This window comes from Thalassobacillus sp. B23F22_16 (assembly GCF_043496955.1).
GTDB lineage: Bacteria > Bacillota > Bacilli > Bacillales > Halobacillaceae > Thalassobacillus > Thalassobacillus devorans_A.
On the sequence record NZ_JBIEKD010000016.1, the window covers coordinates 75,639 to 89,804 of the forward strand.

Annotated in this window: 11 protein-coding genes; 1 reads left to right on the forward strand and 10 read right to left on the reverse strand. The window is 42.4% G+C overall.

The features are described 5' to 3' along the window. The first annotated feature begins 114 nt into the window (after nucleotides 1–114). A complete protein-coding gene (locus tag ACGTNI_RS13475) occupies nucleotides 115–1,491 on the forward strand; it encodes an MATE family efflux transporter (RefSeq protein ID WP_394463240.1) in 1,377 nt (458 codons plus the stop codon). Between the two features lie 22 nt (nucleotides 1,492–1,513). On the opposite strand, the gene ACGTNI_RS13480 is transcribed toward ACGTNI_RS13475, so the two are convergent. The 10 genes from ACGTNI_RS13480 to ACGTNI_RS13525 form a co-directional block, all read right to left on the reverse strand. Beyond that, the gene (locus tag ACGTNI_RS13480) at nucleotides 1,514–2,941 is read right to left on the reverse strand and encodes an aldehyde dehydrogenase family protein (protein WP_394463242.1); all 1,428 of its coding nucleotides are present in this window, start codon (nucleotides 2,939–2,941) and stop codon (nucleotides 1,514–1,516) included. Nucleotides 2,942–3,312: 371 nt separating this feature from the next. Then, on the reverse strand, nucleotides 3,313–4,506 hold the full coding sequence (locus tag ACGTNI_RS13485) for a NupC/NupG family nucleoside CNT transporter (protein WP_394463244.1): 1,194 nt from the start codon (nucleotides 4,504–4,506) through the stop codon (nucleotides 3,313–3,315). A gap of 257 nt (nucleotides 4,507–4,763) precedes the next feature. Further along, nucleotides 4,764–5,372 (reverse strand): CAP domain-containing protein, encoded by a 609-nt coding sequence (locus ACGTNI_RS13490; RefSeq protein ID WP_394463246.1) that lies wholly within the window; start codon nucleotides 5,370–5,372, stop codon nucleotides 4,764–4,766. Nucleotides 5,373–5,485: 113 nt separating this feature from the next. Beyond that, on the reverse strand, nucleotides 5,486–5,797 hold the full coding sequence (locus ACGTNI_RS13495) for a hypothetical protein (RefSeq protein WP_394463248.1): 312 nt from the start codon (nucleotides 5,795–5,797) through the stop codon (nucleotides 5,486–5,488). A gap of 10 nt (nucleotides 5,798–5,807) precedes the next feature. Beyond that, a complete protein-coding gene (locus ACGTNI_RS13500) occupies nucleotides 5,808–6,932 on the reverse strand; it encodes a Ger(x)C family spore germination protein (protein ID WP_394463250.1) in 1,125 nt (374 codons plus the stop codon). Beyond that, the gene (locus ACGTNI_RS13505) at nucleotides 6,929–8,077 is read right to left on the reverse strand and encodes a GerAB/ArcD/ProY family transporter (RefSeq protein WP_394463251.1); all 1,149 of its coding nucleotides are present in this window, start codon (nucleotides 8,075–8,077) and stop codon (nucleotides 6,929–6,931) included. Before ACGTNI_RS13505 ends, ACGTNI_RS13500 begins: the two co-directional genes overlap by 4 nt. Continuing rightward, entirely contained in the window at nucleotides 8,034–9,590 is a 1,557-nt protein-coding gene (locus ACGTNI_RS13510; protein WP_394463253.1) for a spore germination protein, read from the reverse strand. Before ACGTNI_RS13510 ends, ACGTNI_RS13505 begins: the two co-directional genes overlap by 44 nt. 210 nt (nucleotides 9,591–9,800) lie before the next feature. Then, nucleotides 9,801–11,093 (reverse strand): NCS2 family permease, encoded by a 1,293-nt coding sequence (locus ACGTNI_RS13515; protein ID WP_394463255.1) that lies wholly within the window; start codon nucleotides 11,091–11,093, stop codon nucleotides 9,801–9,803. Nucleotides 11,094–11,276: 183 nt separating this feature from the next. Further along, nucleotides 11,277–12,092 (reverse strand): pyrroline-5-carboxylate reductase, encoded by an 816-nt coding sequence (proC, locus tag ACGTNI_RS13520; protein WP_394463257.1) that lies wholly within the window; start codon nucleotides 12,090–12,092, stop codon nucleotides 11,277–11,279. A gap of 418 nt (nucleotides 12,093–12,510) precedes the next feature. Further along, a complete protein-coding gene (locus ACGTNI_RS13525; RefSeq protein WP_394463259.1) occupies nucleotides 12,511–13,998 on the reverse strand; it encodes a potassium/proton antiporter in 1,488 nt (495 codons plus the stop codon). Between the last annotated feature and the right edge of the window lie 168 nt (nucleotides 13,999–14,166).

Genomic DNA, 14,166 nt, shown 5'->3' on the forward strand with positions numbered 1-14,166 from the left:
CTTCCTTTCTCTTCGTCATCCTATCTATTTCATCATTTCATGTAGGTTAACTTTTGTTTTTGTGCTATAATCCTCTCTATCCTAAGTGAATTGTATCAGAAAAGGAAGATACATATGTATGAAACTTCAACCTTGAAACAGAAAATCAAGCTTTTTCTCATCATCCTCATCCCGATTCTTATCACACAGATCGGCATGTATGCGATGAATTTTTTTGATACCATCATGGCCGGTCAAGCCGGTGCCGAGGATTTAGCTGGAGTTGCCATCGGTTCCAATGTATGGCTGCCTATTTTCACCGGACTTAACGGTATCATGCTGGCCATCTCTCCTATTGTGGCACAGCTGAAGGGAGCGAAACAAGACAGCGACATTCCTGTCGCCGTCAAACAGGGGGCATACCTCGCAGCCGTAATTGCCATCTTTATCGGTGTGGCTGGATTCTTTTTGATTGATCCCGTACTTAGTCTGATGGATATTACAGATGAAGTAACCTATATTGCTAAATATTACTTGATCACACTCGGGGTGGGAATCATTCCATTATTCGTGTTCAATATCTATCGCAGTTTCATAGATGCTTTAGGATATACAAGAATATCGATGATCATCATTCTCCTTACCCTTCCGACCAATATATTATTCAACTATGTATTCATTTTTGGGAAATTCGGATTTCCGGCACTCGGCGGTATCGGCGCCGGTCTGGCCACTGCTTTGACCTACTGGGTCTCTTTCATTATCGCTATCATCATCCTGCAGAAGGTTCAGCCGTTCCGCCATTATCGAATCTTTTCCAACTGGATCCGCCCCTCGCTGAAGGCTTGGGGAGAGCAGCTGAAAATCGGCATTCCTATTGGTTTTGCTATTTTCTTTGAGACCAGCATTTTCGCAGCGGTCACTTTTTTCATGACTGCTTATGATACGTATACCATTGCCGCACACCAGGCGGCCATCAATTTCGCATCTTTGTTATATATGATGCCACTCAGCATCGCCTTCACCCTTACGATTGCGGTCGGATTTGAAACAGGAGCAAATCGTCACCGGGACGCTCGGACTTATTCGTATTTAGGAATCTTGATTGCGGTAGCGATGTCTGTGCTGGCCGGGGGAATATTATATATTTTCGACGATGCGGTTGCTCGTCTGTACAGTTCTAATCCCAACGTGATTGAATTGACGAAGAACTTCATTTTCTTCGCGATCTGGTTCCAGTTATCGGATGCTGTCGGAGCACCAATCCAGGGGATTTTGCGTGGTTACAGAGATGTCAATATCACGCTTGTCATGGCTTTTGTCTCCTACTGGGTAATCGGCCTGCCAAGCGGCTGGCTGCTTGCCAACTATACGGTTCTCGGACCTTATGGTTATTGGATGAGCTTGATTATCGGTTTGACAGCAGGTGCCATTACTTTATATGGGCGGATGTTTTTACTGCAACGAAAAAATATCAGACTATCTCATATGAAAAAAACCAGCCGGCACTGAAGTGTCAGCTGGTTTCCTACTATTATTGATCAAGGTTAAACACAATCAACCGCTCTTCGGTCATATCCTCAATCGCATATTTAGGTCCTTCTTTGCCCCAGCCGCTGCTTTTAACACCGCCATATGGCATCAAGTCGACACGATACTGGGAAGAATCGTTGATCATAAGACCTCCAACCTGGACATGTTTAGCCGCATAGAAGGCTGTTTCCAGATTCTTCGTGAAAATTCCCCCCTGAAGCCCGTACTGGGATCTGTTCACTTCATTAATGCATTCCTTGATATTTGAAAATGGAATCATGCTAACAACTGGTGCAAAGATTTCTTCACAGACAACCTTCATATCATTTTTCACATTAGCAACCACTGTTGGATGCAGTAATGCTCCTTCACGCTTGCCGCCATAGACAACCTTTGCGCCGCTTTCTTCTGCTTCTTGAATCCATTGTTCGGCGCGTTCGGCTTCTCCTTCACTGATCATCGGTCCTACATCCGTCTCTGGATCATTTGGATCGCCGACATTCAATTGGTCGATCGCCTGGAATAATTTGTCCTGGAATGCTTCCTGGATGTCTTCATGGACATATAGACGCTGAACGGAAATGCAGACTTGCCCCGCAAATGCGAAACTCTTCTGAGCAATGTTGCTCGCAGCTTTATCTAAATCTGCCTCTTTGTCAACGATGACTGGGGAGTTATTTCCTAGTTCAAGTATCAGCTTGTTCAAACCGGTATTCTGTTTTAATTTTAAGCCGACATTAGCACTTCCGGTGAAAGTGTATAAATTGATTCGTTCATCTTCCATCATCTGCTGCCCAACCGTTGAACCGGAACCGACAACAACATTTAAAAATCCCTTCGGAAGTCCTGCTTGCTCAAATAATTCAGCAAGCTTCAACGCAGTAGTCGGTGTGTTGCTCGCAGGCTTCAATACTACGGTATTCCCTGCTGCAATAGCAGGCGCAATTTTATGCGCTACCAGGTTCAGCGGGAAATTGAATGGGCTGATGGCTCCGACAACACCGACGGGAACTTTCATGGTGTAAGCCATTCTGTTTTCTGAACCAGGAGCGGCTTCTACCGGAACCCCTTCCCCATGAATGCGCTTTGCTTCTTCTGCTGACAATTCAATCGTCTGGGCAGCCCGGTCAACTTCCGTCCGTGTCTGTTTCAATGGTTTGCCGGCTTCCATTGTAATATTTTTGGCCAGCTCTTCTTTATTTTCCCGGAGCAGTTCGCTGACTCTGCTTAAAATTTTATATCGCTCGTAGGGAGGAAGCGGATTTTCTTTGAAGGCTGTGTCAGCAGCGGTGGTCGCCTGCTCTACTTCGTTTTCTCCCGCCTTTGACACCCTGGCATAAACTTCATGTGTGTATTTATTAAGTACTTCCAGCTGATCGTCTGTCTTCACCCATTCTCCATTAATATAAAGGTGATATGTCTGTACCATAACATCGCTCCTTATTTAGTATTCATAGTGAATTATTTCCGAAAAGCCAATGACCGAAACACTTCTGTGATATACAGCAAAGCTCCCAATTGCTGAAGACTCGGTTTCGAGAATTTTTAGGCGAGGGGCGTGGGGGGAGGGTGAGACTCCTGCGGGAAAGAATAGACTGGCTAGACCCCGCAGAGCTTTAGCTCGAGGAGGCTTGCCGTCTTCCCCGCGGAAAGCGAATCCTTCCCCCACGCCCCTAAACTCTCACGATTATCTCGAAATCAATTCTTCGATTTTTCGGTTCTTTAATTGAATAAATTCTTGATGAAAAAACAAAAAAAGCACTACCCTTGTTATCAAGGATAGCACTTTCTGTCAGTTTCTTATAGGAATAGACCTGCGATAGTCGCAGATAGAACAGATCCTAGTGTAGCACCAATCAATAGTTTCATACCAAAGCCGGAAACTCTTCCGCCTTTTTCTGAATCGATACCTTGCACCGTACCAGCGATGATACCGATGGAAGAGAAGTTCGCGAAACTAGTCAGGAAGACAGTGACGACACCAACCGTCTTCTCAGACACTTGATCCAGCATGTTTTGGAACTCGAGCATAGCTACGAATTCGTTTGTTACAATTTTTGTACCCATAATAGCACCAGCATCGATAGCCTCAGCCCATGGAATACCCATCAATAAACCAAGTGGAGCAATGACATAACCTAAAGCTTCCTGTAAGGTAAATCCATTGAACAGGCCGGCAAACGCCCAGTTCACGAGCTCTAGTGATGCGATGAAGGCAATTAGCATGGTTGCAACGATCAATGCGATACGACCACCATCAAGGGCACCGTTACCCATCGCTTCGAAAAAGCTCTTCGCATTGGAAACATCCTGGATTTCTACTATGTCTTCTTTCTTGTCTACTTTGACAGGTGCAATGATAGAAGCTACGATCAAAGCACTAAACATATTCAATGGCAACGCTACAAGCACATATTGTGCCGGCAGCATTCCCAGATACGCCCCTACGATGGAAGCAGATACTGAGCCCATGGCAGATGCACTGACGATATAAAGACGATTGTCGCTCAATTGATGGAATTGAGATTTAATCGCAATCAAAGCTTCAGACTGACCGAAGAAGATACTGTTAACTGCGTTAAAGGACTCGATTTTTGGAAGGCCTGTAATATAAGACAGAGCCTGTCCTAGATATTTGATGATGAAAGGCAATATTTTCAAATAAGTCAATACAGAAAGAATAGTCGCAAAGAAAATGATCAATAGTAAGACGTTGAAAAAGAATACGCCTCCGCCGCCTTCTTCGACAGCGATTCCCCCAAGTACAAAGTTGACACCTTCTGTACCGAACTCAATCAATTTATTGAAACCGGCTGAAATTGCACCGATAATTGCTTGTCCGATATCTGTGTTAAACATGAACCACGTCGTGAATAGCTGTAAAGCAAGCATGATTCCAACCCCACGAAGGTTGATGTTCTTTTTGTCATTGGACATCAGGAATGCGATACCCAATACAACGACAATGGCCAAAAGACCTAATAAAATTCCCATTTTTTTGTTCCTCCCTCAAAAGTTGTCCGCCTCGGAATGAAAATGCTTTCATAAGTTCATTTCATATTGGATTTTATCAGGTTGTCAGACGTCATGCAAGTGTAATTTTTCGTCATATAACTGTAAACGTTGTCGTAGCAGTGTTTACAATTTTTGAAAGTATTGTGAACGCTCAATCTTTTTTACTATTTCCCGCAGGACTTTATTCACCTTAACAAAATTATTAGATGACGTCACCCTCATTATGTCCGTTTCTATCATTTTTGAATGAAAATTTGTACCCAGTACCCGCTTCCATTCTTTCCTTCTGCATAACCTACACCGATATGCGTCATTCTCGGGTTCAATATATTTTGCTGATGGCCTGGATGTTCCAGCCATTGGGAAACGACTTCTTCTGGCGAAAACGATACAGACGCGATATTTTCAGATGCCCGCTCGTAATCAATGTTGAAAGCACGAAGCATCTCAAAAGGAGAACCGTATGTGGGGGATTGATGACTAAAATAGCCATTATCCGCCATGTCCTCCGCTTTGACTGCCGCAACACCTTGCAACGCTCCATCTATACGTACCGGCTTGATTCCCTTTTGACTCCTGGCCTCATTCGTTAACCTGACCACAGTGTCTGTAAGGTCTTTAGAGGGAATCAGCAGTTGGTCGCCAGGAAAGATAACCTCCGGTTTTTCAATATGTGTGTTGCTCGCTTTGAAATCACGAAAGGAAAGATTATAGCGGAGGGAGATCTTCCACATGGTATCTCCCGGTTTGACGTGATAAGTCATCGTTTTGGCATCAACCTGATTTTCAGTTGCGGAAAACAGCAAGCAAATGAACACCAACAAGCAAGCAAGCGTTTTTCCCACTGTTATTCTCTCCTTTTCGAAAATATCTGCCTTAGTTTCTTCTACTTTTTCCATTTTCATGTATGTGGGAAGAATGAAACCGCCAGACCTGTTGGTTAGGGTCTGGCGGTTCATTAAAAATGGAACGAGCGCGCTACATGAAGTAAATCTGATTTTTCCACTTCACTGTCGTTGTCAGAAAAGTTACTCGGACGATAGGTCATTTTGTAAGTGACCCCGTCTTTCTGCCATGTCACAGTTTTAGAGTAGGAATTATCAACATACAGACCAGTAAGAGAATCTGTAATTTCCACCTGTTCCGGTGAAAACAATTCCATTTCTCCTTCCCCCTCCATAAACTGCATGGTCAATAAATCATTTTCTTCAGTGTAAAAACTGATATCCAGTGCTTCATCCCCTTTGACTTCATACACATCCGAGACCATCATTACCATCTCAATTGGAATGAACTCCATGTTCCTGAATAACGACATTGACTTTTGGAGTTATTGTGATGGTTTTAAAGTCCTTCTCCCAATCCATCTGTTTCCAAGTATCATAATGGAAAGCTTCTGTTCGCCTGCCAATCCCAAGAACATCACTGTGCGCCTCTTGCAAAAGTGAGATGACCTCTTCCGCTTCTTTTGTTAAAGTTTCCGATAGTTTCTTTTCTAATTCTGTTATTTTATTGGGATCTGTCAATTTATCCAGCGGGTACTCCACCACATTCACATATAAATCCAAGTTGATATCTACAGAAATCGTTCCTCCGGAAGGTGTGATCTTTAAATTACGGTTATGATTGGTAACTTCGGCACTTAAATATCTAGCCATCCTCGGCTCCCCTTTTTCACTTACTTTCCGAGTGATCCTGGCGACCTTGCCCTTTTTATTATCCATCAGCAGCAATAACGTGGCTTGCTCAGCATTAAGGGAGGTTCCATGATAATGTTTATCATGGAATAACGCTAATCCTTTATAATTCACTTTGTTTGCATCTTTATCTACCGTGAGTAGCGGTAGAGCAATATCGATCCCCGGTTCGAAAAGCTCAGCACAGATCAGCTGTACATTGTCCCCGTGAGAATGGGTAGTATCAGAAACAGCATCAAGTAATCCGACAATATGTTCAGATATCCGTGGTTCCTGGTCAGTGGTAACGGCAAATGCTTCAGCAGCTTCTCCTTCTACAACTGCTATCTCTGCGCTTAAATTATTTCGTGGCGCCCGATAATACCCATCTAATACAGAGTAAATATCCTGCTTTGCAAGTTCTTCCCCAATGAGCAATACTTCTAATTTAGAGGGGTCAAATTTATAAGCTAATTGTTTATCGATTTCATTCCTGGCATCGAACAAGTTATCACCGATACCGGTCTCAATATGCGCGTTTCCTTCCGTTGCCCTTTCTGTACCTGTCTCTGGAATCAGTACGGATACGGTATCTTTTACTTGTCCATCATCCGTAAGATCAAAAGTTGCCCCCATGATTAACTTAGCGTCTTTGAATAGTCGTTGATCCCAGCAGCCTGTTAGTAACACCAAACAACAGATGAGCAGTAATAAACTTTTCTTTTTCATGTGGAATCCCTTCCTGTAAGCTCCTTTTTACGAGCCAAGAATACTACTAATAAAAGAACAGGCAGTAAGCCAGAGAACAGATAGCCGAATTTCATGACGATATCTCCATATTGGCTGATCAGCTGCTCCCCCCTCCCGAAGATCAATCCTAATGTCAAAGCAACGGCAGCCATTATAATCATGAAAGGCATTTCCTTGTTACTATCAAGCATGTGCTTCAGTCCTTTCCCAGCCATATATAGATAAGTGGTGAAAGATGTGGTCACTGACACGATCCAAACGGAGATGAAAAATAGGTCCAGCCGTTCAACAACGCTGAATTCATATGCCTTCAACATGTATAATACCGGCTCTGGGACGAGTAAGATTTCTTTGGCTCCAAAGAAAGTAAACGTTGAGAAAACCACTAGCAGGTAAAATCCCAGAATAAACCACTGGGTATAAAATATCGTTTTTAATTTCTCTTTATCGGTACCTTCTACAAGCGGGTAGATGATTAAGACGAACACAAAACCTAACAGGGAAAGTACCCCTTCATTAATACCTTTTAAAATAGGCTCTATCCCTGCTTTACCAATCGGTAAGATGAAAATAAAATTGGCATCTCTGATGCCGTAAATCAATGAGACAACCAGGATGAGCATCAGCCCGGAAAAAAGTGTATAGGCCCTTGCCAATACTTTTATTTTTCCGGAAACCAGATACAACCCGGCAGAAACCATTAAAGCCATCAGTATCCACTTCGGTGTATTGATCAGCATCCATAAATTGATGACCCGCGTATAAAGTATGAGGATTAAAGCTCCTACTGCAATGAAATAGAGGCAATATAACAACGTAGCAGCCTTCCCGGTCCATTTCCCAAATATCTTTTCTAAATTCATAAATAAATGCTGTTTGGGTGTGTTCTTTAGAAGCAGCCAATAAAGTAACAGGAGCAGTTGGACAATCAGACTTGCACCAATAAGCGATATCCAACCATCCTGTTTCGCGACTTGCTGGAGGTTGTAAGGGAGAGATATGACCCCGACGCCAATTTGAGTCTGAATAATTAGAAAGAAAAATTGAAGGCGGGTGATTTTCGTGTTAAGAAAGGTGGCATCATTTTGACTTTTTGGTTTGTTTTGATTTTTTTGATTTGCCATTTCTCTTCCACTCCCTTGATTCTCCCATCGACTGCTCTTTGATTGGATTCGCATCTTTCGGTCTGGTATCTAATTTAAATAAAGGTATCCGGACAAACGTATCTTTTAAATCTTGAATCCTTAACGGTGATACAGGAGCGAAATAAGGATTGCCGAAAGACTCTAACTTGATCAAATGGATGAGGATAAACAATATGCCAAAAACGATCCCGATAAACCCTAAAGTGCTTGCAAGAATAATCAACGGGAATGTCAACAACCGGAGTGTCGTACTTAATTCATGAGAAGGGACGACAAAAGAGGCGATCGCTGTCAACGCGACGACAATCACCATCAAATTAGAAATAAGCCCCGCCCTTATGACTGCATCACCAATGACCAAACCTCCCACGATACCGATGGTCTGTCCTACAGGCTGTGGCAGTCTGATCCCGGCTTCACGAATCAATTCGATGATGATGACCATGATGAATGCTTCCACAAATGGTGGATAAGCAATCTGATCAATCGCACTCTTGACAGGCGGCACCAGATCATCCGGTATCACTTCAAAATGAAAACCAATAATAGCGATATACATAGCCGGCAAACCAATAGCAATCAGGAAACTCATTAAGCGGATTATCCGAACAAAGGTACCTGAAACCCAACGGGCGTTATAATCATCGGGTGACTGGTAGAACATGAAGAAAGTTGAAGGCAAAATCAGCACTGTTGGACTGCCTTCTGCTATTAAAGCAATTTTACCGGACATTACATTAGCAATCACCCGGTCGGGACGTTCCGTACTCAATACCTGCGGAAATGGCGACATAGGATTATCTTCCATAAACTCTTCCATAAAACCAGGACTTAGGATTGTATCCGCAGAGACACTTTTTATCCTTTTTTTTACTTCTTTAACTAATTGAGGGTTAGTGATTCCATCCATATAAGCAATCGCAATATTAGTATTTGTTTTCTTGCCTACACGGAAATATTTAATCGTGAGATCCCGGTGTTCCAGACGCTTCCGCAGCAAGTTGATATTTATCATGAGGTTTTCAACAAAGCCCTCATGGGACCCACGGACAACCTTTTCATTCTCAGGCTCTTCGACACTACGGTTAATCTCTGAGGTGACATTGAAATAAGATAATTTTTTATTATTTTCTTCTATATAGAGAGCATGCCCCCGTAACAACACCTTGAGGGCTTCCTCCAGATCCTCTGTATGCTTTCCATTCGGTAATTCAGCGATCGAATCCCATTTACCAAACTCCATTTGAGTGAAAATTTTTTGTTGCACTTTTTCCTGATCTGCAAGTGTCTCAAAGTAAAGAAGTGCTGCGTTTCCATCTTTTAACACTCTTACCTTCAAATCATTGGAATGCTTTAAGGCTTTAGTGAGATATTCTATATTTCTAGATAGCTGGGAATAGCTAGGCTGCTCTGGCTCCTTAACGTCCGCTTCATTACCAGGCTGCTCTTCAATTAATTTATCCTGTTTCGACTTACGTCTCCGATAACCCATCCCACTCACCACCTTCATCTATCCATAGTAATTCTTAGTATGGACGTTCCGCCGCTATTTAGTCATTTATGGAAGAAAGACCATTAGAAAAACTTGACTTATCCCCAAGTATTGAAAGCCTTAGATTTTCTTACTTTAATCCTTTAACAAAGTTAAACATTCTTAAAGTATAAAAAAATGCCACCCGCTTACGCGAGTGGCATTACTTTATTAATGGGCTGGAAAGAAAATCATTTGTAATATAAAAATGATACCGAAAAAATATAATATCCAGTGTACCTCTTTCCCTTTTCCACTAACAAGCTTTAATAAAGGATAAGTGATGAAACCGATAGAAATCCCAGTTGCAATACTTGAGGTAAGCGGCATCGTCAAAAGAATCGCAAAAGCAGGAAAAGCCTCGTCAAAGGTCTTCCAATCAACCCGTGCAAGACCTTCCATCATAAAACAGCCAACAATAATTAATACCGGTGCGGTAATGGCAGGCAAATAAGAAATGGCCGCTACGATGGGTGATATAAATATCGACAAGAAAAACAACGAGGCAACAACAATAGACGTAAGTCCAGTCCGTCCTCCGGCAGCTACCCCTGAAGTAGATTCGATATACGCCGTAGAAGGACTTGTGCCGAACATAGACCCGGTTGTTGTGGCAATTGCATCAGCCATCAAAGCTGACTTCGCCCTGGGCAGGCTCCCATCTGCTTTTATGAAACCAGCCTGCTCGGCGACTCCGATCATCGTGCCGGTTGTATCAAAAATTGTCACTAATAAGAATGCGAACACAACCGTATATAATCCTTGGGAAAACACACCAGCTACATCGATATCAAAAAATACCGGAGCTGGAGGAGCCGATACGAAACCTTCAAACTGCAGTTGACCCGTAATATAACCAAGAATCCCCGTAATTACCATTCCTAGAAACAGCGCACCTTTTACTTTCCGGGCCATCAGTCCGAGCGTAATGAATAAACCAGCCAGGGTCAGCAAAGTGACAGGCTGGTGCAAATCTCCAAAGGTCACCATTGTCGCTTCGCTTGGAACGACAATTCCTGACATTTTCAACCCCAGAAATGCAATGAACAATCCAATCCCGGAAGTAATCCCATATTTCAATGAGTCAGGTATCGCCATAATTAACGTTTCTCGTAACTTCGTCAAGCTTAATAATATAAATAATAGACCAGCAATAAAAACAGTTCCAAATACAACTTGATAGGATACCCCTTGAGAAGCAACCACACTGGCAAAATACGCATTCAGCCCCATTCCGGGAGCAATGGCAATCGGGTAGTTGGCTGCGAATGCCATGATTAATGTACCGACAAGCGCAGAAATGACGGTAGCCATGAACACTTGTTCAAATGGTACACCAGCTGAAGATAAGATAGCAGGGTTGACGACAATAATATAGACCATCGTAAGAAAAGTGGTCACTCCTGCCATTACTTCTGTTCGTGGATTTGTATTATTTTCCTTGAGACGAAAAACTTTCTCCATATAAAACACCCGTCTTTCCGAATAATATAAACAACATTTACTATATTATTCGTTTTTACAGGTGTATGCAACCTTTTTATATAATCAGATCTTATAGATAAACCTGATTAATTCCAGGAAATTCAGATGTGAGTCTGGAATTTTTTGAAAGGACACAAAAAGAAGCCGAAAGTCCGGCTTCCTTTATTTTTTACTCTCGGAAAGGAATTTGGCTCGTTTTGTGCAGGCATCCATTGCGGACTGTACCGCACTCCTGAAGCCTGCTTCCTCCAGAGCTGTTACAGCTTCAATCGTGGACCCACCTGGCGTACAAACGTCATCTTTCAGTTTCCCCGGATGTTCGCCGGTTTCTAATACCATTTTTGCCGCACCTAGAACGGCTTGAGCCGCCAGCTTATATGCTTGTCCTCTCGGGATTCCCTGCTGAACCGCTCCATCAGCCATGGCTTCAATGAACATGTAGACATAAGCCGGGGCAGAACCGCTGACAGCTGGAATAGCATCCATCAGCTTCTCAGCCATCACTTCAGCTTTTCCGAAGCTTTCGTATATAGCTTTCACTTCCTGAAGTTCCTCTTCGCTTACAAATTCATTCGGGCAAAGCACACTCATTCCTTCCCCTACGAGGGAAGGCGTATTAGGCATACTTCTAATTACTTTGACCTGATGGTCGAAAGAATTTTCAATGTCGCCAATGGTGATCCCTGCTGCTATGGTGATGATAATGGCATCAGCACGCACATAATCCTTGATTTCTTCAATTACCTCTTTATAAATATACGGTTTGACAGCAAGGAATAAAATATCGCTTTCACTTGCCAATCGTTTATTGTTATTAGATGTATCAATATCGAACCTGCAGGCCGCTCCTTCGATCGTTTCATCGGTAATCGCTGTAGCTGACACCTGGTCTTTAGTGACAATGCCAGCTCTCAACATGCCCTGGATCATCGCCTGCGCCATATTTCCGCAGCCGACAAAACCGATTTGCTTATCCATCTGCTTACCCACTCTCCTTTAAAATCTAACGCACAAACACCTTTACAGCTGATGTACTTTTTTCAATGTTTCTTCGTATGCCATGAACATATATAGTTGTAGCGAAAAACAGTTACCATTGTAGAATAATTATTGTGAAAACACAATTCGCTCTCCCTGGCCTTCGACATTTTTCGCCTTTGTGAGGTTTTCTTTTATATTCCCCAAATATTCCTCAAATCCCTCCCTATTCCATTATTCTTTCGCAGGAAATATGAAAAATGGCATAAATTTCTGCGAAAGGGTTTACAAATGAAGGTCAGTTTCTTATAATTAACCATGTAATATTCATATCATAACGATTCACAAAAAATATCATAGCTGCTACGAGAAAAGCCGAGCTGATAACAGCTCGGCTTTTCTCGTGTTCGTTCGGTCCTTATTCTATTACCTCACCCTTAACCTCTTTCAGCAACTCCTGCACCTGCTTTTTCACACGTCTTGATACCGTAACATACAAAGTATCCCCAGCCTGTATTGCTGTTTGTCCATAGGGAGTGATGATATCACCGTCTCTGATAATAGCATTGATCAAGGCTTTATCCGGAAGATCGATATCTTCCAGTTTTTCTCCGACAATCAGATTATTTACAGAAACATCAAACTCGATAATCTCCACATTCGCTTTTCCTATCGAAATCAGTTCCAGAGAATGAATCGGATTGCTTAGCTTATCAGAAACAAGGGAAAGCTTTTCCGCCAGCCAAGTAATTGTCGACCCTTGGATGAGCGCCGAAGTAAGTACGATAAAGAAAACAATGTTGAAGATCAACTGGCTGTTTTCCACACCAGCGAGCATCGGAAAGATGGAAAGCACAATTGGAACAGCACCACGAAGACCGGACCATGATAACAATACTTTTTCCTTATTGGTGTAACGGAAAAATACCAGGCTAATATAAACAGCAATGGGTCTGGCAAGAAACATGAGAATTAAAGAAATCAATATTCCTTTCCACATAATATCTGCCGTAAACACCTCAGATGGAAATACAAACAAACCCAAAATGACGAACATCAAAATCTGGGCCATCCAACCGAACCCTTCGTTAAATCTTAAAATAGAATATCGGTAGGCAAGCTCAGAATTTCCGATTACTACTGCTGTTATATAGACAGCCAACAGACCACTGGCCTGCACGAGGGAACTGATGCTATAGGATAATAGTGCGAATGCAATAGCAAAGAGCGGATAAAGACCACTTGAATCCAAGTTGATTCGATTTAAGGAAAAACTCGAAATATAGCCAAGTAGAAGGCCAACGACCGCTCCTGCCCCCATTTGCCAGAAGAACAACATAATTGTACCTAAGATACTTGATGAGTCCTCGGTTAATAACTGAATAAACGTGATAGTCAGGAATACGGCCATCGGATCATTTGTACCGGATTCCGCTTCCAGTGTTGCTCCGAGTTTATTACGGATATTTTTCCCTTTCAATACAGCAAAGACGGCAGCTGCGTCCGTAGAACCAACAATAGAACCTACAAGAAACGCTTCCAGCCATGATACGTCAAGAATGAATTTTGCAAGCAATGCAACCATGCTTGATGTTAATAAAACACCAAGGGTAGCTAATGTAATTGAGGGAGCAAGAACCTTTCTCATAGCGCCCCACTTCGTCTGCATCCCACCCTCAAACAAAATGATCACTAAAGACATAACACCGATGAGCTGTGCCAGTTCAGCATTATTGAAATAGATTATACTTAATCCATCCGACCCTACAACCATTCCGACTATGATGAATAAAACAAGAGAAGGAACACCCAGCCTTGAGGAAAACTTCGTTACCAGAACACTGCTTACGAGCAATAATGCGATAAGGAATATATTTTGATTAGATTGCAGTACTTCTTGAATCATTGCGATGAACACCCTAACTGTTTGCTTGTCTACTATGATTATAAACTTTTTTACTTGTAAGCAAAATTATTCCACTCGCTATATCACTTAAAACATTTACATTATCGGCTTATTCAATAAATGGGCCAAAAAGTCGAAGACTTGATTTCTAGATGTTTATTCGAGTTT